19 protein-coding genes are annotated in these 22,785 nt (G+C 56.1%); 12 read left to right on the top strand and 7 right to left on the bottom strand.

Translation table 11 applies throughout. The features are described 5' to 3' along the window. Positions 1-381: 381 nt before the first annotated feature. The 4 genes from BJF95_RS03855 (at position 382) to BJF95_RS03840 (ending at position 6,118) form a co-directional block, all read left to right on the top strand. Positions 382-1,524, top strand: coding sequence for an exonuclease SbcCD subunit D (locus tag BJF95_RS03855; protein WP_075638119.1), 1,143 nt, complete (start codon positions 382-384; stop codon positions 1,522-1,524). Continuing rightward, positions 1,521-4,595 (top strand): AAA family ATPase, encoded by a 3,075-nt coding sequence (locus BJF95_RS03850; protein WP_075638118.1) that lies wholly within the window; start codon positions 1,521-1,523, stop codon positions 4,593-4,595. The genes BJF95_RS03855 and BJF95_RS03850 overlap by 4 nt, the downstream gene beginning before the upstream one ends. Positions 4,596-4,767: 172 nt before the next feature. Further along, positions 4,768-5,304, top strand: coding sequence for a cytochrome b (locus tag BJF95_RS03845; protein ID WP_075638152.1), 537 nt, complete (start codon positions 4,768-4,770; stop codon positions 5,302-5,304). A 7-nt stretch (positions 5,305-5,311) separates the two neighbouring features. Beyond that, complete coding sequence (locus BJF95_RS03840; protein ID WP_075638117.1) at positions 5,312-6,118, top strand: RibD family protein; 807 nt, start codon at positions 5,312-5,314, stop codon at positions 6,116-6,118. Here BJF95_RS03840 and BJF95_RS03835 read toward each other — a convergent pair. From BJF95_RS03835 to BJF95_RS03820, 4 genes are read right to left on the bottom strand one after another with little or no spacing between them, the layout of a single operon-like run. Next, complete coding sequence (locus BJF95_RS03835) at positions 6,074-6,868, bottom strand: class I SAM-dependent methyltransferase (RefSeq protein WP_075638116.1); 795 nt, start codon at positions 6,866-6,868, stop codon at positions 6,074-6,076. The two genes, BJF95_RS03840 and BJF95_RS03835, sit on opposite strands and share 45 nt — an antisense overlap. Continuing rightward, positions 6,865-7,911, bottom strand: coding sequence for a glycosyltransferase family 4 protein (locus BJF95_RS03830; RefSeq protein WP_075638115.1), 1,047 nt, complete (start codon positions 7,909-7,911; stop codon positions 6,865-6,867). The genes BJF95_RS03835 and BJF95_RS03830 overlap by 4 nt, the downstream gene beginning before the upstream one ends. Next, positions 7,908-8,306 (bottom strand): 6-pyruvoyl trahydropterin synthase family protein, encoded by a 399-nt coding sequence (locus BJF95_RS03825; protein WP_075638114.1) that lies wholly within the window; start codon positions 8,304-8,306, stop codon positions 7,908-7,910. Before BJF95_RS03825 ends, BJF95_RS03830 begins: the two co-directional genes overlap by 4 nt. Positions 8,307-8,318: 12 nt before the next feature. After that, on the bottom strand, positions 8,319-9,320 hold the full coding sequence (locus tag BJF95_RS03820; protein ID WP_245297224.1) for a zinc-dependent alcohol dehydrogenase: 1,002 nt from the start codon (positions 9,318-9,320) through the stop codon (positions 8,319-8,321). 258 nt (positions 9,321-9,578) lie between these two features. Here BJF95_RS03820 and BJF95_RS03815 point away from each other — a divergent pair, with 258 nt between their 5' ends. Next, a complete protein-coding gene (locus BJF95_RS03815; RefSeq protein ID WP_075638112.1) occupies positions 9,579-10,322 on the top strand; it encodes a CDP-alcohol phosphatidyltransferase family protein in 744 nt (247 codons plus the stop codon). 53 nt (positions 10,323-10,375) lie between these two features. On the opposite strand, the gene BJF95_RS03810 is transcribed toward BJF95_RS03815, so the two are convergent. Continuing rightward, positions 10,376-11,302 carry a lysylphosphatidylglycerol synthase transmembrane domain-containing protein gene (locus BJF95_RS03810; RefSeq protein WP_075638151.1) on the bottom strand — a complete coding sequence of 309 codons (927 nt, stop codon included), beginning with the start codon at positions 11,300-11,302 and terminating at the stop codon, positions 10,376-10,378. A 62-nt stretch (positions 11,303-11,364) separates the two neighbouring features. Between BJF95_RS03810 and BJF95_RS03805 the strand changes: the two genes are divergently transcribed. The 7 genes from BJF95_RS03805 (at position 11,365) to BJF95_RS03775 (ending at position 20,751) form a co-directional block, all read left to right on the top strand. Continuing rightward, positions 11,365-13,005, top strand: a complete 1,641-nt coding sequence (locus tag BJF95_RS03805) for a sulfatase-like hydrolase/transferase (protein ID WP_075638150.1) — start codon at positions 11,365-11,367, stop codon at positions 13,003-13,005. Between the two features lie 309 nt (positions 13,006-13,314). Beyond that, positions 13,315-14,379 carry a LacI family DNA-binding transcriptional regulator gene (locus tag BJF95_RS03800; RefSeq protein WP_075638111.1) on the top strand — a complete coding sequence of 355 codons (1,065 nt, stop codon included), beginning with the start codon at positions 13,315-13,317 and terminating at the stop codon, positions 14,377-14,379. Positions 14,380-14,424: 45 nt separating this feature from the next. Beyond that, positions 14,425-15,675 (top strand): ABC transporter substrate-binding protein, encoded by a 1,251-nt coding sequence (locus tag BJF95_RS03795; RefSeq protein ID WP_075638110.1) that lies wholly within the window; start codon positions 14,425-14,427, stop codon positions 15,673-15,675. A gap of 186 nt (positions 15,676-15,861) precedes the next feature. Beyond that, positions 15,862-16,740 (top strand): carbohydrate ABC transporter permease, encoded by an 879-nt coding sequence (locus BJF95_RS03790; protein WP_210187720.1) that lies wholly within the window; start codon positions 15,862-15,864, stop codon positions 16,738-16,740. Beyond that, complete coding sequence (locus BJF95_RS03785) at positions 16,737-17,633, top strand: carbohydrate ABC transporter permease (protein ID WP_083638677.1); 897 nt, start codon at positions 16,737-16,739, stop codon at positions 17,631-17,633. Before BJF95_RS03790 ends, BJF95_RS03785 begins: the two co-directional genes overlap by 4 nt. 29 nt (positions 17,634-17,662) lie before the next feature. Next, positions 17,663-19,612, top strand: coding sequence for a glycoside hydrolase family 127 protein (locus BJF95_RS03780; RefSeq protein ID WP_075638108.1), 1,950 nt, complete (start codon positions 17,663-17,665; stop codon positions 19,610-19,612). 29 nt (positions 19,613-19,641) lie between these two features. Beyond that, entirely contained in the window at positions 19,642-20,751 is a 1,110-nt protein-coding gene (locus BJF95_RS03775) for an ABC transporter ATP-binding protein (RefSeq protein WP_075638148.1), read from the top strand. Between the two features lie 19 nt (positions 20,752-20,770). Here the strand turns inward: BJF95_RS03775 and BJF95_RS03770 are convergent, their stop codons facing one another. Both BJF95_RS03770 and BJF95_RS03765 read right to left on the bottom strand, forming a co-directional pair. Continuing rightward, positions 20,771-21,763, bottom strand: coding sequence for an ABC transporter ATP-binding protein (locus BJF95_RS03770; RefSeq protein WP_075638107.1), 993 nt, complete (start codon positions 21,761-21,763; stop codon positions 20,771-20,773). Beyond that, on the bottom strand, positions 21,760-22,785 hold the full coding sequence (locus BJF95_RS03765) for an ABC transporter ATP-binding protein (protein WP_075638106.1): 1,026 nt from the start codon (positions 22,783-22,785) through the stop codon (positions 21,760-21,762). The genes BJF95_RS03770 and BJF95_RS03765 overlap by 4 nt, the downstream gene beginning before the upstream one ends.

Below are 22,785 nucleotides of genomic sequence, written 5' to 3'. Positions count from 1 at the left end.
GCGTGATCTGACGCGGCGTGCGCAAAGGGGCGAGTTCTCACTCGGGCCGGTGCTCATGGCGCTGATCCGCGCAAATGATGCACACGGCCAAAAAACCGGGTGATCAATTGCAGCAACGGGTTGAACACGTTGGGGGATTGATGAGCGCACTGCTTGCCCTATACGGCGCACAAAGGACGCTGCAACACTCTACACCTGCTGCATAATTTCTGCCTTAAGCCCATTCCGGCTAAAGATGAAATGGTGCGGTCAGGATTGCGTAGTGAGAGGCTTTGCGCAGTTGTGAGCCGCCAGCTTTTATCTATATACAGGCTTTTGCATCCCTGCGTCATCAAAGCCGGTTCAGGCAATGAGGCAGCAAATCCAGACAGGTATGATTTTATGCGCATCCTCCACACAGCCGACCTGCATCTTGGTCGTCAGTTTAATGGCATTGCTCTTGAAGAGGATCAGGAAGTTGTTCTGGATCAGATTTTCCGCACCGTTCGCGATAAAGGCGTGGATGTTCTGATCATTGCCGGGGATGTTTTTGATCGGGCCGCCCCGCCCTCTTCCGCAATTCGTCAGTTCAATCGTTTTGTGACACGCATTGTTCAGGAGACGAATGCCGCCGTTGTTGTCATCGCTGGCAATCATGATTCTGGTGACAAAATTGATGCCATGTCGGTTTTTAATGAAAAAAAGCGAGCGCTCGTCCGAGGGGTTATTTCAGCCGATGAACCTCCGCTGCTGCTGAGAGATGAGCATGGGCTGATTGCTTTTTCCGCCCTTCCCTTCTCTTATGAATATGCCGCACGCGCCACTTTTGCCGATGAGACGATTGCCACGCCCGAACATGTGCTGCGTGCCCAGGTGGCAAGCGCGCGGTCCAGCGTGCCCGATGATGCAAGATGGGTGGTTGTTGCGCATGCCTTTGTGGCGGGGGCCACGGCTGGCGATGTGGAGCGCCCACTGGCACGGGTTGGTGGGGTTGAAACCGTATCTTGCGAGGTGTTCGCGGGTGCGCATTACGTTGCTCTTGGTCACCTGCACCGCCCTCAGCAGGTTGGGGCAGACCATATCCGTTATTCCGGATCGCCCTTGGCCTTTGGTTTCGATGAGGTGGATCACGAAAAATCGATGAGCGTGGTCGACATGGATGGTGATGGTAAAATCCAGATCGAGACAATTCCGTTCAAGCCCTTGCGGGGCATGCGGGTGCTGCGCGGCAAATACAGCGAGATTATCGCGGGCGCGCCTTCTACGGATTTTATCAAGGTGATCTTGACCGACGACATGCCCTTGATTGAGCCCATGAAACGCCTGCGTGAGGTATTTCCCCATGTTTGCCATCTCAGTTACGCCCGTGATGAGCGCGTTGTGAACCAAAAAGATGTGATGCCCACAACGGCGCATGTGGTGACGCCCGACGAACTGGTCAACGCCTTCCTTGAGCTGATCAGCGGTGAAAGCATGACAGAGGCCGAGCACGCGCTTTTGCTCGGCGCACTTCATGACATGCAGTGCGAGGAGAATGCGATATGAGACCTGTCAGGTTAACGCTTCAGGCTTTTGGTCCTTTCGCAGCCACCGAGATTGTCGATTTTCGCGATGCCATCGAGGTTGGCCTTTTTGGCATTTATGGCAAGACAGGTGCTGGAAAATCCAGCATTTTCAGCGGCATGACATTTGCCTTGTTCGGTGAGCCAGCAAGGCCCGAGCAAGATCCTGGCTCTTTGCGATCAGATCATGCCAATGTCGAGATGCTGACTGAGGTGGAGTTTGTCTTTGATATTGGCGAGCGCCGCTATGTTGTTCGTAGACGCCCAGAGCAAAGCCGCCCAAAACAGCGCGGAACGGGCGAAACGCGAAGCCCACATGAGGCCTGGCTGTTTGATGCCACCGGGCTGACGCTGGAGGAGATTTCTGGCGGAAACTGCGGAAAAATCATTGCGGAACGAAAGACGGGTGTGGTCGAGGCCGAGATTAAAAATCTGCTCGGCTATGGGGTTGAGCAATTTCGCCAGATTGTTCTTTTGCCGCAAGGACGCTTTGAAGCATTTCTTGCTGCAAATACCAAGGATCGATTGGCCATTTTGCGCAGCCTTTTCGATGTTTCGCTGTATCGCCGGCTCACGGCCAAAATGAAAGCGACAGCGGAAGATGCAGAGCGCGAGGTGCGCTCTGAGCGCGAAATTTGTAGTCGTTTGCTCTTCACTGAGGGGTTTGAAAGCGCTGAGACGCTGACTGCTGGCATTGAGCGGGCAGGAGAAACCCGCAATGATGCCGTGAACGAGGAAAGTTCCGCGTCAAATGCGCTTGCTCAAGCGCGCACAACCTTGGACCAGGCGCGCGATGTGGAAAAACTGTTTGTTGCCATTGAAGCCGCCCAGGCGGATGTGGCTGGGTTTGCGGCCGCGGCACCCGAGATTGAGCAGCTCGCACAGCGTGTTGCAGCCCTGGAACGCGCCCGCAGCCTTCTGGATGTTGAAGCCCATGTTCGGGAGGCGCAAGCGGGTTTGAAAGAGGCGCTGGCAAAAAATGCCAAGTGCGAGGCCATCGTGATCGATGCGCGAAACAAATCTCGGCAGGCAACAGAAACACTGGCGAGTGAGACCGCATTGAGCGGTGAAATCGGCCAGCTGCACAATGCGCTTGAAGCCCTATCCCGGTTGCGGGTGATTCTTGAAAAATCTGCGTTGGCAGAGGCGGAAGCGCAGAAAAGCAGCTTGGCCTTTAAAACACAGGAAGCAGCCGTTGCCGAAGCGGAGCGCGATCTTGCCAAACGGGCTGCGGAGCGTGATCGACTGGCCTTGGAATTGCAGACTGCGCGCGCAAATGAAGAGCAGCGGCAAGTGGTTTCGCAGCACGTCGCGCAGTTGACGGCGGCGTGTCATACGGCCATTGCCTATGAAAAAGGCATGGCCGGGATTGATGCGGCAGCCAGACAAGCCGTTGATGCGCAAACCCGCCACGATGAAGCCAAAGACCTGTTGCAGGCGGTGCAAGCAGCCTTACAAGCGGCGGAACACCAATTGGCAGAGGCGCAGGCGCTGCATCTTGCGCAAAAGCTGGTTGATGGAGCCCCCTGCCCTGTCTGCGGTGCGACCCACCACCCCTCCCCCGCGACCGGGCATCTTGAGAATAGCGGTCTGGATGCGGCGTTTCGGCGGGCTCGACAGCATTATGAGCAAGCACAGCTTGCGGAGCGTGAGTGGGATCGCAAAAGCACCTCGGCGCGGGAGATTTTGAGCGAGCGGCGGAGCCAGTGGATAAATGTAGAACCGCCTGAGCAATCATCGGCTGAGATCGGCGCGCAAATTGAGACATGCAAGGAGGCAATCAAAGCCCTTGGTGAGGGTGTGGATGTTGCAAATCTTGATCGGCTGCTGCAGCAGCTTGGCCAACAGCTGGATGCGGAACAACAGGCGTTAACCCAGCTTCATCGCGCTGCCCAGGATGCAAAGACGGCCATGGCAGTGGCGCAGTCGCGCTATATTGAGATGCTGGCGGATATACCCGAGAACCTCAGAACCCTGACCGCATTGAATGCCAGTGTGGCATTGAAGCAAAAGGCATTGCTTGCGCGCCAGACGGCATTTGACAAGGCCAAAGAACAGGCGACTGCGGCGCGCGAGGCCCTCATTGTGGCAGAGCGCGACATGCAAGCCGCAACGGACGCCGTTACGCTCCAGCGTACGCGACTGGATAAATCGCAGCAGACATTTGCAGCGCGCTTGAGCGCGGTGCAACTGACCGAGGAGGATTTTCAGGCACTGAAGCCCGGGATCGTTGACATTCAGCGCGATCGGGACCGGGTCGAACAACATCGGCAGCAATGGATGGCGGCGCAACAGGCTGTTGCCAATTGTCAATCCAAAACCCTTGGCCTGACGCGGCGGGACTTGGCACCGCTTGAAGAACACTGCGCCATTGCAGCCAAAGAGCACGAAGCCGCGCAGGAAAGGCGTCTGAAAGCAGAAGCGCTATGGAATCAACTGCGCCGATTGCGGGAGAAAATCGAAACAACACTGGAGCGTCTTGAGCGTCTTGAGCAAAGTTCTGGCCCTCTTCGGCGCCTCGCCGCCCTGTTTGACGGCAAGAACAGTCAAAATCTGGATCTTGAAACATTTGCGATTGGTGCAATGTTTGACCAGGTTCTCAATGCTGCCAACCTGCGCCTGGGGCCAATGACGGGTCATCGCTATCATCTTGAACGTGAGATCGAATTGAGCGGACGCGGCCGTCGCGGGTTGGGCATCCGGGTGAGCGATGTTTATACGGGGAAATCTCGCCCAACGTCGACCCTTTCAGGCGGCGAGAGCTTTATCGCGGCCCTTGCGCTTGCGCTGGGTTTGGCCGATGTTGTTGAAAGCTCAAGCGGCAAAGTGCAGCTTGATACCATCTTTATCGATGAGGGTTTCGGCAGCCTTGACGCCGAAAGCGGCACAGGAACGCTGGATCAAGTGCTGGATGTTCTCAACACATTGGTCAGCAACCGACGGGCGGTGGGTTTGATTTCCCATGTGCGCGAAGTGCAAGAGGCCATCCCCAATGGCTTTTATGTAGATCGCGGCCTCTCAGGCAGCACAATCCAGACGAGAAACGCATTGTAAGGGAGCGGCAAGGGCCTCAACCTCGAAGGTAACAGTCTTTTGAGAGGATACAGCTTTTGTCCGAAAAGTGGGAGCCGGTTTTCGGAACATCCGATGCGAAAACAAGAATTGAGCAAAACCATGGGAGGTGACCGTGCCTGATAGAACCAAACCTTCGGCCTTCACAAAGGCGATCACGCCATCGCTCGTGGACATCAAAGTGCACCGATTTGCGGCCACTTCGCGCCTCTTGCATTGGCTTATCGCTGTTCTGGTTCTTGCAACATGGCCGCTGGGCATTGTCATTCAGTTTGTGAAAGGCGAAGTCTCTCTCAATTTCTATCTGCTTCATGAGAGCCTTGGCTTTTTAGTGCTGTGGTTGATGCTGGTGCGGGTCGGCAATCGGTTGATTGCGGGCCATCCCCACGCTGAGGGATCGACGTTGGAGCGTACGGCTGCCGCCTGTGTGCACGGCTTGCTTTACGTGTTTTTGATTATCATGCCTGTGAGCGGTTTTCTGGCAACCAATGCCCATGGTTTTCCATTGGTCTGGTTTGGAATTTTGCCGATCTGGAGCCCTATTGCCAAGGCACCGGCTCTTGCTGGTCTATTGTCTGCTATTCATTTTTGGAGCGCATGGATCTTATTGGCGCTTTTTGCGTTGCATATTAGTGCAATCTTACTTCATCATATTATAAAGCGCGATCATACACTCTACAGGATGCTCTAGATTGGCAATGCAGACGACTGAGGTCACCGAGGAAACATGGGACAGGCTGCTGGCGGTTGCCCATGGTGGCAAAAACCTTGTGACGGATTTTGCCACCATGGGCGCAATTTACGCGCCCATTGCTGCTGCCAAGGGCTCCTTTGTGATTGCGCAAGTGGGCCAATCGCTGGATGGCAGAATTGCCACCGTTGCTGGCGACGCCCGTGATGTTTCCGGCCCCGATGGGCTCATTCATCTGCATCGCTGTCGGGCGCTGGTCGATGCCGTAATCGTGGGCGTGAACACCGTGACAGCCGATGATCCGCGTTTGTCCGTGCGTCTGGTGAAAGGCGATGATCCCGTTCGGGTCATTGTGGATTGCCATGGTCAGTTGGACGGCAATGAAAGCCTGTTTCACGATCATGGTGCGCCGGTTCTTGTCTTTCAAAGCATCGATGCGCCTCGAAAAACACTGGCAAATGCCACTGTTGTCCGCCTGCCGTCAGAGGCCTGTGGGTTGGATACCGGCATGATGTTGCAAGCGCTTGCGGAAAGAGGGCTTCATCGCATTCTTGTCGAGGGTGGTGCCCGAACAATTGCGCGCTTCATTGAAGTGGGTCATGTGGATCGCCTTCATGTGTCCATTTCGCCGATCATTATCGGATCGGGGCCAAGCGGCATCAATCTATCGCCGATTCAACGGCTTTGCGAAGCTAAGCGCCCGGCCACCACCGTTTATAGCCTTGGGAGTGACATTCTTTTTGATTGTTCCTTTCAGCGCAGGCCTTTATCAATCCGGCAAAGCGATCAGGTCCGTGTGGCCGACCTCGCATAAGCTATCGCGAGCGTCTATCAAAGAGATGCGCTCTAAAATCCATTGATCGATCTGTGCTGGCGAAAGATTGCCGATTTCTATCAAGGGATGGCGAAGACCTTTGAGGAAGGCGATTTGAAGCTCCTTCATCCCGGCATCCATGCGCCAAGGGCTGGATTGACAACTCAGTTGAAACCCGTGGGCAGCAAGGTGATGGTGCAGACAGTCTGTCGCATCCGGGCCGAGGGCTGCCCCAAAACCCTTGTCTGTGCGCTGATGGTGGTTGAAGTCTGCCAGAACCTGCGCATCCAGCGGAAGGGACAATGTCCACGTCATCACACCATTGTAATTCAAAGCCGCATAAAGCCCGCAGGATTGCATGGCCAATCTGGCGCTCAGCGCTGCGCAAAACGCATCGGAACAAAGATCAAACAGCGCAGAGGCGGTGACAAGAGTGACATCCTTCAGCGGCAGTCCGTCAACATCTGTCAGATCATGCTGATAAAATTGAATATTTTCCCGCTCACCCATTCGTTTCTTGGCTTCATCCAGCAAGGCAGGGTCGTGATCCAGCAAGGTCCAACCCACGCTGTCGGGCAGCGCATTGGCAAGGCTGCGCCAGGTTGAGCCTGTGCCGCAGCCAATATCCAATACACGCGGAGCATTGACAGTTGCGAGGTGGCGAGAAAGCTGTGCCACCAGAACGGGAGCACGGGCTGCCCGATCCGCAGGTTCACGAAGCGCTAGCCAAGTGCTATCAAATCCGCTCACATCACAGTCTCCAACGCATCCGACAAAATTTGGCTTGTCCGGTCCCAACCTGGCAAGCGTGCCCCTGCCCGTCTCGCTCCCTCGGCTTTTTCCTGTCGAAGTTTCACATCTTGAAGCAGGCTGCGAAGAGCATTTGCGAAGGCAGCAACATCATCCACCGGTACAAGAATGCCAGCTTCCTCAGGCACCACCTGCGGAATGGCACGCGCATGGCAGGCAACAATGGGCAGGCCATGGGCCAACGCCTCGGCAAACACCATGCCATAGCCTTCATAGCGGCTGGCGAGCGCGAAAATATCAGCTTTTTCAAAGGCAGGCGCGACAGATTCAACTTCACCTTTGAAAACCACACGGCCACCAAGGCCGAGGGCGCGTTGCTGTGCCTGCAATTGTGCCGCCGTTTGTGGATGGAGATCACGACTGCCAATAATGGTGGCTTGCCAGGGTAGATCTTCAATCTGTTTGAGGGCTGCCAGCAAAATGTCATGGCCTTTGCGCGGCGTTAAATTGCCGACGGACAAGATTTGAGGCACAGTATTGGACGAAGACGTTTCAACAGAAACAGCATCAATACCGGGAATTGCTACCGTTATTCTCTCGGCATTGACCTTAAAATGCGCCGTCAACTCACGGGCGGTGACCGGCGATGTAACGATGATATGTCTGGCCCATTGCAGTGCCTGCATTTCTGAGTGGTGAAATGCTGCTTTTTCTTCATCGGTCAGGCCGGTTTCCAAGGCGAGAGGATGGTGCACCAGTGCGACGATGTTAAGCCGCGCGCCTTCTCGTCTGGCCCAGTCATCCAATATGCCAAACGCCAAGCCGTCTACAAGCACGATTGAGCCATCTGGCAAGGCTGATAGCGTCTGCTCGGCATTGGCTTTTGCATCAGGCGTTGGAAAAGGAAAGCCCTCGCCCAAGGCCATGGGCTGAACAGCCCAACCTTGTTTTGATAGTCCGGCAATAACGCGGCGATCATAGATATAGCCGCCAGTGTTCAGCTCCAACCTGCCGGGAAAGGCAAACGTAAGATCTCGGCTCACAGATCGGCCTCGTACCATGCCCTCGCCGCATGGGACTCGTGCAAGGTGATTTTTAGCCGGGTAATGCGATGGCTGCCCGGGCCAAGCCGTTTGGCAGCAACCGCATCAGCCAGTTGATCGAAAATATATTTTGCAATCACTTCTGTTGTGGTCACCGTGTCCTTGAAGACGGCCAGATCATCAAGGTTTTGATAATTAAGGGGTTTGAGCACATCAGCCAGAACAGTGGTTGCGGCACCAATATCCACGCCCAAGCCATCCTCATCGAGATCGCGTGTGAAAAAGGCGGCATCGACCACAAAAGTGGCCCCATGCATGCCTTGCGCCGGGCCAAAAACCGGACGAGGAAGACTGTGGGCGATCATGATGTGATCACGAACTTCAACTGCGAACATAGGTCTCTCTCTTCAGTAGCAAATGCGATGGCAAAGGGTTTGCGGGTCCGAGATGATCTCGGAATAGGCTGCGGCAATATCGTCAAAGGCGGTTTGCGCCGAAATCAGCGCATCAAGGCGATCATCCAGCAGCAGATCAAGCGCCTTTTTCAAGCGTCTGGCAAAGGTCCAGCGGGCGCGTTGCGCGGGCGGTATGGTGCCCACCTGTGAACTGATGATGGAGAGGCGACGGGCGTGAAAAGGGCCACCGAGCGCAAGCTTTAGAATGGTATCACCATACCAGCTTGCTTCAACAATGCGGGCTTCTTGTCCGGCATGGTTTAGCGCCAATGCCAGCGCCTCTGGCGAACCGCTGGCATTGATCATCACATCATAGGCATTGGATGGTGGATCGCTATCGTAAAAATTCAAGCCAAAATGCGCGGCCAACAGCGCGCGCGACGGGTTTGGATCGAGTAAATCTATATCGGTTCCAGCAATTTGTGACGCAAGAAACGAGACCAAAACACCCACCACGCCTGCGCCAAACACAGCCACCTTGTCGCCTGGCAAAATGCCGGCATCCCACACAATGTTGAGGGCTGTTTCCATATTGGCAGCAAGCACGGCCCGCTGTGCAGGCAAAGCGGATGGTAACAGAGTGAGCATGTCTGTCGGCACTGTGAAGATGTCTTGGTGCGGATGGAGGCAAAACACTGTTTTGCCGAGCCATGGTTCTGGCCCCTCCTCTACCCTGCCCACCGCTGCATAGCCGTATTTGACCGGGAATGGGAAATCACCGGCCATGTTGGGACCGCGCATCCGCGCAAACTCACTTTCGGGAACCCTGCCTTGGAATATCAGCGATTCCGTGCCGCGACTGATGCCGCTAAAAAGCATGCGGACACGCGCCTGCCCTGCTTCAAGAGGTGGAAGCGCCTCGCGCCGGATCTCGCATTGCCCTTGAGAAGGAAACCACAGCGCGCGGGCGCTGGTCATGGGTGATTGTCTGGCGGGCAAAATGGTCTCACTCAAATCGTCTCATCATTTGCATCAATTAGCGACAACGCAATCAGGCATTTTATGTTCCATGGCATTTTCCAATCACACCCTATGTTTATCAGTAACATACGGCAACTCTTCATGGCACGCGGCACAGAAAAGTAAACCATTTGCAGATTTCAGCGTAATGATACGGTGTATCGGTTAAAACAGATGAAAGCATAGAACCTGCGCCGTTCTATGGTTGAATAAGTCGTTTTATAATTGAAATCAGAGGGCTATGAGATAAAAATGTCAATCGATACGATTTCAAAACCGCTTCTGCACAACACGCTGATCGCGCTTTGTGTCGTGTTCATGGCCTCTGTATTCAGCTATCTGGTGTTGCGCTCCCATCTGCTGATCGGCATTGGCACCATTGCCTCGGCAGCCACGCTGCTTTTGTTCATTTTTGCATTGGTGATTTACGCTTTACCAAGCCACAACCATCGGCGTTTTGGCGCGGCCAATGTCGTGACGGCCATCCGGGCAGCCATTGTCAGTCTTGTTGGGGCAACCGTGTTGTTTGCAGGTGAACGTCTGGTTCTTGAGCCGGCTTTGCCCGCCTTGATCGCGCTTGCCATGTCTGCCTTGGCGCTTGACTGCGTGGATGGCTATCTCGCGCGGCGTTTTCGCCTTGTCTCAGCGCTTGGTGCCCGCTTTGATATGGAGGTTGATGCCTTGTTGATCCTTGTGCTCTCCATCACCGTGCTGTTGCTGGAGAAAGCAGGGGGCTGGGTGCTGCTGATTGGCTTGATGCGCTATGGCTTTGTGCTCGCCCAATACCCTTTTCCGTGGCTACGGGCACCGCTTGACGACTGTTTTCGCCGGAAATTGATCTGCGTGGTTCAGGTTGGAGCGCTGTGCATTATCATGCTGCCGTTTATCACTCCGCCGGTCTCGACTGCTATTGCCGCAGTGGCCTTGCTGCTGCTTTTCTACTCCTTCACTGTGGATGTGCTGCATTTGCTGCGTCACGCCGGTGAGGCAAGATGAGCGGCTTACCCCATCTTTTCCAGCGGGCATCATTGATTGGCTTTGAAATGTCGTCACGACCGCTTTCGGCTGCGCGCCAAAACCCCTTTCAAAACAAGCACGATGCCTACCGGAGCCACGCCGATCACCGAAAACAGACCATACAGCACACTGGCCGAAAAGCCCTGCGCACTGGTAAAGCCCAGCAAGGGCCAAAGGCTGGCCGCTGCCGCTTCCCGCGTGCCCCAGCCCCCGACACCCACGGGTATCAGCATGGTCAGCAGACACAGGGGAATGACGGTAACCGCCGCAATGGCGGGCAGCGGCGTTCCCACGGCACTGGCCGCAATGAAAAATGTGGCAACGTAGCTCACCACGATGGTTATGCTCAAACTTGTCTGAACGGCAAATGCCCGGTCCTCCCAAAAGGCCGCCATCAAATCGGGTTTCAAACCGTTCAGCCGCGCGGGCAGGCGCGCCTTGCCAAATCCGACAGCAAGCGCTGCAATAACGATTGCAATGCCCAGGCAAACCCATACCAGTGTTGCGAATTCCTTGGGCAGGTCATCACCCGCAACAAACGGCCAAACCACAAGACCGATTCCCGTCAGCGTAAAAAAGGCGATCTGGCCAGAGAGCCTTTCCAAAAATACGGCAGCGGCGGGCCGTTTCCATCCCCCCTCGCCGTCTTCGGTGGCGCGATAGGCGCGCAGCGCGTCTCCCGCCATGCCTCCGGGAAGGATCTGGTTCAAAAAACTACCGAGGTAATATTCACGCACGGCAAGGCCAAGGGATATGTCATGGCCCAGCCGATGGGCCGTAAAGCGCCAACGCAAAGCCGACAAAATCACCTGAAGCTGCACGATCAACAGCCCCGTCACGATGTGACCGGGTGGAACATTGGCAAAGGCCGTGGCAATCTTTGCTGGATCTACAGCAAGAACGAGGCCTGTGACCAGCGCGAGGCAAAAGGTGATTGTCAAAATTCCGAGTGCGGGCAAGATCAATCCTTCCAAAGCCCCATCCGTGCTGGCAGCCTTTGGGTGAGCAGAGAGAAGTCATGATGCGACGATACAGATTTGACAAGCGCATTCTCGCGGCCGTTGTTTTTTTCCTGATCGCTTTTGTTGTCCTGACACTGCCCGATCATCCGGATGCTTTCTCTGCACGTGCATTTCTACGGCTTCCCGTGGAAGTTCCTTTGCTTGGCTTGACCCTGCTGTTGTTGCCGCAACGGCTCACGGTTTTGCTCAAACCGATCTTTGTCAGTGCAATCGGCATTATGCTTTTTTTGAAAATAGCTGATATTGGCGTTCAATCCGCCTTTCAGAGGCCATTCAATCCTTATCTCGATACCAAGATGCTGGTGGATGGTTGGCGGTTGATGCGCGGCACCATCGGAACGCCTGCTGCTGTGCTGACGATTGGAGCGCTCATCAGCGCATTTTCTGCAGTGATCTACCTCTTTCACTGGTCGGCGACAACGCTCGCTTTGAGGGAACGAGCCAGCGAAAGAAGAGGGGCGGCAAATCGCGTGCAGAAAATCGCAAAGGTTTACGCTGGCATTTTGCTTTTCGGAGCGGCAATCTCGGCAATAGGACCAATGTTTGGCTTCCAGCCTGTTATGGATGCGCGTGCCCTGCCCTATCTCAGTGCTCGCCTCACGTTGGTGGCGGAATCGGTGGCAGATATGCGCCGCTTTGAACGGGAGCTTGCCGCCTACCCATCCCAGGCATTTCACCCCGGCTTGTTTCAAGCGGTGCGCGGTCGTGATGTCGTGTTGATTTTCATCGAGTCCTATGGGCGAAGCGCCGTTGACGATCCACGCTACCGTCCTCTTGTTCGCGCCCGGCAGGCAAGCATGGAGCATGCGCTTAAAGCTGCCGGTTACGGATCAGCAAGTGGTTGGAGCGTCTCTCCCACGGTGGGTGGTATCAGCTGGCTGGCCCATGGCACGTTGTTGTCCGGGCTGTGGATCGATAGTCAGGCCCGCTATGATCGCTTGATGATGAGTGATTGGCCGAGCCTTAATCGCCAGTTTCAACAGGCAGGCTGGCGCACAGCTGCTGTTATGCCCGCCATTACCATGGATTGGCCTGAGGCCAGCTATTTCGGTTATGATCAGGTTTTGGCGTCCAAGGATCTGGGCTATAAAGGCAAGCCCTTCAATTGGGTGACAATGCCCGATCAATATACGCTACATGCTCTTGATCAACTGGTTCGCCAACCGGCAAGGCGCGCGGCAAAGCCGGTTATGGCTGAGATTGCGCTGATTTCCAGTCATGCGCCATGGACACCGATACCAAAGCTGGTTGACTGGGACCAGATCGGTGACGGGACTATCTTCAATGCGCAAGCGGAAGAGGGGGACAGCCCGGCGGTGGTCTGGGCAGATCAAGACCGCGTTCGGCACCAGTATATCCAGACCATTGACTATACGCTGCAGACCGTCAGTGATTACATCACTCGGTTCGGCGATGATGCGGTCTTTATCATTTTGGGAGACCATCAGCCCGCCGCGCTGATCACCGGGTCAAACGCCTCACGCTCGGTTCCTGTTCACATCATCAGCCGGGATCAAAAGTTGATAGAGCGCTTTGGAGCAGAAGGGTTCAGTATGGGCATGACGCCGCAGGCCGATGCGCCCGAGGTGAGAATGGGTAAGCTGCGTCCTCTTCTGGTGCGGCTGTTCTCCACACAATAGGGTTCGGCAAGGGCTGGCTTCACTTTTCCCTGACAAACTCGAGGACATATTTCAGCAAACCAATGGCTGCGAGTGGCCTACCAAAACCCTGACAGCTGTCAGGGTTTTGGTCGCATCGCTTTGGGGTGCGTGTTCGGCTCGACCGTTTATCAGTCTGGTAGGGCAGGGGGCTTGCTTTTCGAGGATGCCGCAAAACGCGTCTGTTTGTAAAACGCTCTTGACAGAAAAAACGATTTCTCTATTTTGAGAAAACGATTTCTCATGTTTGTTTTACCGGTAAGGTCGTGCAAGATCGCAGGTGGGGTGCCAATGAAAAATGCTGACGCGAGCCTGTTGGATGCGACGGGAACAATCGCCCGGGCGACCATCAAGGATGTCGCGGCCGCGGCCGGGGTCTCTGTTTCAACGGCATCCAAAGCCTTGAATGAACGGGGCCGCATGGCATCCGAGACGCGTGAGCGAATTCAGGCGGTTGCCCAGCAGCTCGGATTTCGACCAAATGCGATGGCGCGTGCCCTGGTCGGGCAGCGCTCGTTCACGCTTGGGCTGTTGACCAATGACACCTATGGCCGTTTTACCTTGCCTATTGCAGCCGGGCTGTCTGCGGCCATGGCCGATCGTGGGGTTTCGGTCTTTCTCTGTGCCATCGATGATGAGCCCGAGCGCGTGCGGCTGAATGTGAATGCGATGGAAGATAAGCGGGTCGATGGTCTGGTGGTGTCCGGCAAGCGCGTTGATCGCGTTCTGCCGGTTGATCTTCCTGCGGTTCATATGCCCGTGGTCTATGTGAACGCGGCTTGTCCTCCCGGCGCGATTGGTTTTGTTCCGGACGATGAAGGGGGCGCCCATGCGGCGGTTTCGCATCTTATCAGCCTTGGTCGAAAGCGGATTGCGCATGTGACCGGTCCTCGCAGTTTTAGCGCCGTTGGTTTGCGCGAGCAGGGCTGGCAACGAGCACTTTCCGAAGCGGCGCTCCTCTGCTTCGGCGAAGCGCTGTCTGGCGAATGGTCCGAAGCATTCGGATATGCGGCCGGACAGCGCTTCGTGAGCTATCCGGTGTCTGAGCGGCCAGATGCGGTGTTCTGCGGCAATGATCAGATCGCCCGCGGCCTGATTGATGCATTGACGCTGTCCGGCATCCGGGTACCGCAGGACATTGCCGTTGTTGGCTTCGACAATTGGGAAATTTTTGCAACAGCGACGCGTCCGCCGCTGACGACCGTGGATATGGCGTTGAAAGAGCTTGGGCGTCAGGCGGGGTTAACGCTGCTCGATATGATTGACGGAAAGCCAGTGGAGGCTGGCCAACGTCGATTGCCCTGTCGCTTGAAAGTGCGCGAATCCTGCGGTTCGCCAGCGCCGTGGGCGGAATGAGAGTTTAACAGCACCGGGATCGGTGCGATCTGGGAGGAGACTAGAATGAAAAACTGGATGCTAGGGCTCAGCGGCCTTGCCGCGACAGTGCTCGCCATGCCTCTATCCGCCAACGCGGACACTTTTAGCCTTTGGACACGGTCCGATAGCTCGACCTTCATGCCGAAGCTTGTCGATGCCTTCAACGCCAGCCAGAAGGAGCATCATGCAGATTTGCAGATCGTTCCGGTCAATGAGCTGGTGCAGAAATATGCAATTGCCACAGCCGGCGGCACGGCTCCCGATGCACTGTCTCTGGATTTGATTTATACCCCGGCATTTGCCGCAGCCGGTCAGTTGGAGGACTTGACCGATTACGCCAAAGCTCTGCCGTATTTCAACGCGCTGTCAAAAGCCCACATTTCTGTTGGTACGTATAAGGATCACATTTTCGGCCTGCCATTTTCTGCCGATGGTTCCGTGCTGATCTGGAACAAGAAATTGTTCAAACAAGCTGGGCTCGATCCGGAAAAAGGACCCAAAACCTGGGCTGAAATCCGCAGCGATGCTGAAAAAGTCAATGCGCTTGGCGGCGACATCAAGGGTTTCTATTTCTCGGGCAATTGTGGTGGCTGCAACATCTTCACCTTCACGCCGCTGATCTGGGCGTCAGGCGGCGATATCTTCTCGGCAGATGGCCGCAAGGCAACGCTGGACACACCGCAAATGCGCGATGCGATTGCTTTTTATCAGGGCATGGTCAAAGACAAGCTCGTTCCGGCCGGATCGCAGACCGATACCGGCGCGAATTTCTTTGCCGCTTTTGCCACTGGAAAAATCGGCATCACGCCTTCAGGCTCTTTCGCCATTGGTGCATTGGCAGCTCAAAGCCCGGATCTGGAATATGGCGTGACGCCCTTGCCGGGCGAGGATGGCGGGTCGTCGTCTTTTGCCGGTGGTGATAATTTCGTTGTGACCAAGGGCACGAAGAAGCTGGACGCGGTCAAGGCCTTCCTGACCTTCTCCTATTCGCTGGAAGGGCAGAAACTGCTTGCCCGCAATGGTTCGCTTCCGGTCCGAGGCGACCTCGCCAAGGAAGCGCTGGCAGGGCTGGATTCGCGATATATGATTGCAGCGGAGGCCATGGCGAAAGGCCGCACGCCCTATTCCACAGTGTTCAACGATCTGATCAATTCGGCCAATGGTCCGTGGATCACTATGTTGAACACCGCGTTTTTCGGTGGTCCTGATAGCATCGAGCCGGCAATTCAAACGGCGCAAAGCGCCATGCAATCGATCATCGATACGGCTCCCTGAGGGCGCACAATCCGTTTGTCTTTCGGGAAAGCAGGTTTCCCTCGAAAACTCCGGGTGCGGAGCTATCCCGCTCCGCCTCATCCATCTCATTGGAGGAACAACCTGATGTCGGTCCAAAGCCAGGTGCCCGCCCGTGGTGCGCCTAATGCCTCCCCGCGCCTTGCGCGCAATGCCGCTCGTGGCCCTATGCGCAAGCCCCATCGCGATTGGGCGGGCCTTCTATACGTTGCTCCGGCACTGGCGCTTGTTCTCGTGTTCTTCCTTGTGCCGCTGGGTATGACAGCGTGGATGTCGCTGCACAATTGGCCGCTGATTGGTCTGCCGCGCTGGATCGGACTCGCCAATTACAAAGCGCTCTGGAACGACATTAATTTCTGGAATGCGCTGTCTTTCACCATCCGTTATACGCTTGCGGCAACCTTTGGACTGATGCTGGCGGGCTTCGGGCTTGCGCTGCTGATCGAGCGGCCACGGCCCTTTGCCGGTCTTTACCGCACCGCCTTTTTCCTGCCGGTGGTTATCGGCTTTGCCTCGGCCAGTTTGCTGTGGAGCTGGCTTTCCAATGTCGATAGCGGCGTGTTTTCACCGCTGGCCGAAACGCTTGGGCTCACACACGGTCGCGTCAATCTGCTGGCAACATTTGCGCCCGCCTTCTGGTCGGTTACCGCCATGGTGATCTGGAAAATGGCCGGCTTTTACATGGTCATTTTGATGAGTGGCTTACAGGCCATTCCCGCCGACTTCATCGAAGCTGCGCGGATCGACGGGGCAAATGCGTTTCAGCGCTTTCGCTTCATCACCTTGCCACTGGTGCGGCGCTCTTTCGCACTGGCGCTGATTCTTTGCGTGTCAGGCTCCATGCTCGCTTTTGATCAGTTTTACATCATCCTGGCTGGTGGGCCGCAAAACAAGACGATTACAGCCGTGTACTGGATTTTCAGTCAGTCTTTCGTTTCCTTCCGGTTGGGCTATGGGGCAGCTCTTTCCATGGTGCTGCTTGCCATTCTGGTGGTGCTGAGCGTGATCCAATTGCGCCTGCTGAGTGACAAGGAGCCAACACAATGACCCATGCAGCATCGTCTTTGCCCGCATCGCTCACAGCATCCAAGCCATCACACAGCCGTCGGCGTAGCCGCTTTGGTTGGTACACGGTGCTGTTTCACATCACCTGCATTTTGGTGGCGCTGCTGTTTCTGGCTCCCATCCTTCTTGTGTTGCTGGCGTCTTTCCGCCCGCCTGCCATGGTTGGCAACGGCTTCCTGTCGCTGCAGGGGCTGGATCTCAGCAATTATGGGCGGCTTGAAAATTTTGGGGCTGGCATTTTGCATTATTCTGGCAACAGCCTGTTTGTTGCCTTCGCGACAGCCATTCTGACCATTTTCGTTTCCGTGTTTGCGGGCTACGGGTTTTCGCGCTTTCGCTTTCCCCTCAAGTCGCTCGCTTTCGTGCTGATCCTGTCCACAATCATGGTGCCGTTTCAGTCGATCTTGACGCCGCTTTTTCTCATTCTCGTCAAGCTCGGATTGCAAAACACCTTGAGCGGGCTGGTGTTCATTTACGTGACACTGCAATTGCCGTTTTCGGTCTTCATGATGCGCAATGCTTTTGATGCGGTGCCCAAAGAGATCGAAGAAGCGGCCCGTATTGATGGCGTGAAGGGGCTGCGGTCGCTGATCTATGTCATGGGGCCTCTGGTGTTTCCGGGCATTGTCTCGGTTGGCCTGTTTGCCTTTCTCAATGCGTGGAACGAGTTTCTCGCGGCTCTGGTGTTGCTGACGGATCAGGACCGCTACACGCTTCCAGTGCTGGTGACGGCGGTTCGCTCTGGCCATTACGGCTCCATCGACTGGGGCGCTGTGCAAGCTGGCGTCACCGTCATGATGATCCCTTGCCTCATTCTCTTTGTCACTCTCCAGCGCTTTTACATCCGCGGCCTCACGGCTGGTGCGGTGAAATAAGCCATCTCTTTTGTGAAGGAACCCATAGTATGACGAACTTTTCTTCTGCAAACTCCGCTCATCTCGCTGCAAAATTCCGCCCACCGTCTGTTGATCAGGTGCGCGTCGGTGGCTTTTTTGGCCCGCGTATCGAAACCATTGCCACAACCACCGCCCATACGTTGCTGGATCGCTGTATCGCTGCGGGCATGCTGGATCAGGTAGACCCGGACAGGCCCAATCCGGGGCTGCGCATTCCCTTTCAAAACGGCAATGATACTGTCAGCACCCAGATGTTCTGGGATTCGGATTTTGGCAAAAGCATTGAGGCCGCCGCCTACGGGCTTTTGCACAAGCCGGATGCCGCCCTTGAAGCGCGTATTGACGAGATTGTTGACGCCTATGGACGGCTGCAGGATGAAAACGGCTATCTGAACTCCTGGTATCAGCGCATCGAGCCCGGCAAGCGCTGGACCAATCTGCGCGATTGCCATGAACTGTATAACGCGGGCCACCTCATGGAAGGTGCCGTTGCCTATTACCATGCCACCGGCAAGCGCAGGTTTCTCGATATCATGGCCCGCTATGCCGACCATATCGCCAGCATTTTTGGGCCGGGCGACGGCCAGAAGAGGGGATATTGCGGCCATCCGGAAATCGAGTTGGCACTGGTTAAACTTGGTCGTGCGACGGGAGAGCGGCGCTATCTCGATCTTGCCCGGTTCTTTGTTGATGAGCGCGGTCAGCGCCCGAACGGTCAACATTATTATGATCGCGAAGCACGGGAGCGGGGGAGGGACCCATCGGACTATCATTTCGCCACCTATGAGTATTCGCAGAGCCACATCCCGGTGCGCGATCAGCGCCATGTGGTGGGCCACGCTGTTCGCGCCGCCTATCTCTATTCGGGCATGGCCGATGTTTCGACCGAATTTGGTGATGGCAGTTTGAAGCCCGCTCTGGAAACCATATGGGGGCATTTGACAGACAAGAACCTCTATGTGACCGGCGGGTTTGGCCCTTCCGCCCATAACGAGGGTTTGACGTTCGATTATGATTTGCCCAATGAGACCGCCTATGCGGAAACCTGCGCTGCCGTGGCGCTGGTGTTTTGGGCCAGTCGTATGCTGGGGCTTGGTCCCGACCGCGCTTATGCGGATGTGATGGAACGGGCGCTTTACAACGGAGCCCTTGTCGGACTTTCGCTCGACGGAACGCAGTTTTTCTATGACAACCCATTGGAAAGCCGCGGCAAGCACCATCGTTGGACCTGGCATCGCTGCCCATGCTGCCCGCCCAATATTGCGCGCTTGGTGGCGTCAATTGGCACCTATCTTTATGGCGAGGCGCAAGACGAAATTGCCGTCCACCTCTATTGCGACAGCGTGGCCGAGCTCAAAACCGCAGGGGTTGCGGTTCGCATTCGGCAAGAGACGGCGTATCCCGTCGAAGGCAGCGTGCGGCTGACGCTGGAGCCGGAGCATGCTGCCGAATTCACGCTTTCCTTGCGCTTGCCCGGTTGGTCGCCTCAGGTGACGATCCGTGTCAACGGAGAGGTTTTGGATCCAGCAGGTGTTGAAGAGAAAGGCTATGCCAAGCTCACGCGGCTGTGGCAGGCTGGCGACCACATTGAGCTGGAATTTGCCATGCCGGTGCAGCGCCTCTATGCAAATGCGAAAGTGGGTGTCGATCAAGGGCGTGTCGCCTTGCAGCGTGGGCCGCTGGTGTACTGCCTTGAAGGTGTTGATAATGGCGAAGATCTCAATGCGCTAGTGTTGCAGCCGCAAAGTGGTTTCCGTTGTGAAGTCGTCGACGGGATTGGCGGGCTGCCCGCCCTTGTCACAACAGGATGGCGGGAGAAGAGCGAAAGCGACCATCTCTACACGCTCAGCGCACCGCAGCGGGTGCCAACTGAGATCCGCGCCGTGCCGTATCACGTCTGGGACAACCGCGATGACGGCGAAATGCTGGTGTGGATTCGTGCGGAGGCTGATCAATGAAGCCCGTGAACAGTCCCAAATCCGACACCATGACAAGCGGTGTTGCGTTGAATGGTGTGTCCAAAAGCTTTGGCGCGGTCGACGTCATTCACGACATTGACCTCACTATTGCATCTGGCGAATTCGTTGTGTTTGTTGGCCCTTCTGGCTGCGGAAAATCAACGCTTCTGCGGCTGATTGCCGGATTGGAAGAAACCAGCCGCGGCGAAATCCTTATCGGTGGGCGTGACGTGACCGATGCTGACCCGTCTGATCGCGGCATTGCCATGGTGTTTCAGTCCTATGCGTTGTATCCGCATATGACGGTTGCTCAAAACATGGGTTTTGGGTTGCGCATGGCCCATCGTCCTAAAGAGCAGGTGGCCGAGATGGTGCAGCACGCCGCCGAAATTCTGCATCTTACGCCCTTGCTGGATCGGCGGCCGGGCCAGCTATCCGGAGGCCAGCGCCAGCGTGTGGCCATTGGTCGGGCCATCGTCCGCAACCCCAAGGTTTTTCTGTTCGACGAGCCGCTTTCCAATCTCGATGCGGAGCTGCGCGTCGATATGCGCATTGAAATTGCCAAGCTGCACAAACAGCTTGGCAATACGATGATCTACGTGACCCACGACCAGACGGAAGCCATGACGCTGGCCGACAAGATTGTGGTTCTCAGGGCTGGGCGTATCGAGCAGATCGGCTCACCGTTTGAGCTCTATAATGATCCCGACAATCTGTTTGTTGCCGGTTTTATTGGCAGTCCTAAAATGAATATCCTGCCGGTTGGTGTTGAGCCGCATGCGCTTGTGATTGACGGCCAGCGCTTGCCGTTTGAAGCGCCGATTGCCTTGGCAACCCATGCGACAGTGCAGCTTGGCATTCGCCCGGAACATTTGCGGCTTTGCGATGAAGGCGGGCAGGGGCTTCATCTTGATGTGGATTTCACCGAATTTCTGGGCGGCGTAACCTATCTCTATGGGCATCTCGCATCAGGATTGCCCGTGGTGGTGCAAGGCGCGTCAGGCCTCGCCCCCCGCCTTGGTCAGTCGATACGTGTGACATTCGATCCTGCACATGCGCGATTTTTCGATGCAGACGGGCAGCGCATCCGCGACAACAAGGATGAAGTTGCCGCAGCACAGGCCATTTCAAAGCGGTAATCTTCTATCCCGTAGGTGGTTAGGGCTCTACCCCTGGAAAGTGACAGGCGACGCTGCGCCCTTGGGAGACTGGGGCGAGGGGTGGCCGCACCTGACCACAAATGTCGCGCGCGATGGGACAACGGGTGGAAAATTTGCAGCCTTTGGGCGGATTGAGCGGGCTTGGAATTTCGCCTTTCAGCAGAATGCGCTCCGGCCGTCCTCGTCTATGCGGCTGTGGAATGGCAGATAGAAGCGCTTGCGTATAGGGGTGGCTGGGATTGGCATAGAGTTCATCCGTCTCGCCAACCTCGACAATGGAGCCGAGATACATCACCGCCACACGGGTGGAGACTTGACGTACCACGGCCAGATCATGGGCGATAAACACGTACGTTAAGTTGAGCTTTTCGCGCAAATCGCTGAACAGATTGACGATCTGTGCCTGAACCGACACATCGAGCGCAGACACCGGCTCATCGGCGACAATCACCTTTGGCTCGATTGCCAAGGCGCGGGCAATGCCAATGCGCTGCCGCTGGCCGCCAGAGAACTCATGCGGATAACGGTCGAGGTATTCGCGGCGCAAGCCAACAAGATCCATCAATTCCACCAGACGGTCTTCGATGGCCGAACCCTCGCGGATTTTATGAACTTTCAGCACTTCACCCAGCACATCGCGGATTTTGCGGCGTGGGTTGAGCGAGGCGGAAGGGTCTTGAAAAATCATCTGCATTTTCCGGCGAACCCGCAAAAGATCAGCCCCTTCGGCCTTGGTGATGGTGTCGCCATCAAAATCCAACCCGCCATCGGTGATATCGTAAAGCCTTGTGAGGCAACGGCCGAGGGTGGATTTTCCGGAGCCGGATTCTCCCACCAGTCCCAAGGTTTCGCCTGCGAAAACCTCAAGGCTGATCTTGTCCACCGCATGAAGCGTGCGGCCTGAGCCGGGACGGATGGTTTTGCCAACGGTGAAATTCTTGGTCAGCTCACGGGCGGCCAGAAGAGGCTTTTGTGGTGCAGGCGTGCTCATGCAAGTTCCTCCAGAGGCAAAACGGTTGAGCGCAGCAGGTCTCGTTCTGGCGTATCGAGAACGCAGAGGCAGGCTTGGTCCTGATGGCGGCGTAGCGGCGGATGGGTGCCACAAGCGGCACTTGCGAAGTCGCAGCGGGGTGCAAAGCCGCAAGCCTCAGAGATCATATCGGGCGTGGGCGGCATGCCGGGGATGGATTTCAGCCGAGAGAGCCGCGGACCGGTCAGAGGCGGAATGGAGCCCATCAAGCCCCAGGTGTAGGGATGCATGGGATTGGTGAAAATCTGATCGGTCGGGCCACGCTCGACAATGCGGCCTGCATACATCACCGCCACCTGATCGGCCACTTCGGCAACCACGCCCATATCGTGGGTGATGAGAATGATGGCCGAGCCAAAATCCTTGCGCAACCGCAACAGCAGATCCAGCACCTGCGCCTGCACCGTGACATCCAAAGCGGTTGTTGGCTCATCCGCCACCAGCAGAGCCGGATTGCACGACAGCGCCATGGCAATCAACGCCCGCTGGCGCATGCCGCCGGAGAGTTGATGCGGATAGCGATCAACTGCTTCACCGGGGTTTGAAAGGCCAACCTCGCCCAACAGCTCGATGGCCCGCAGGCGCGCAGCGCGGGCCGAGATAGTCTCATGTGCCCGGATTTGCTCGGCAATCTGCCAGCCGATGGTGTAGACGGGTGTGAGCGCCGTCATTGGGTCCTGCGAGATCAAGCCAATGTCTTTGCCGCGAATGCGGCGCATCTGCTGGGCCGACATTTCCATGATGCGCTTGCCGCGAAAGGCAACGGCACCATCCACCTTGGTGGTTTTTGGATCATGCAGACCCAACAGCGATAGCAATGTGACCGATTTTCCAGAGCCGGATTCACCGACGATGGACAGGATTTCGCCCTCGCGCACCGTAAACGACACATCGCGGACCGATTTAACCATGCCACGGTCCGTGGCAAACGAGACTGACAATCCGTTGACATCGAGCAGGACAGGTTTTTCAACAGCACTCAT

Origin of the sequence: Rhizobium oryziradicis (assembly GCF_001939045.1) — a bacterium.
Taxonomy (GTDB): domain Bacteria; phylum Pseudomonadota; class Alphaproteobacteria; order Rhizobiales; family Rhizobiaceae; genus Allorhizobium; species Allorhizobium oryziradicis.
The sequence above is the reverse complement of the archived record's forward strand: the minus strand, read 5'-3'. Positions and strand labels throughout refer to the sequence as shown.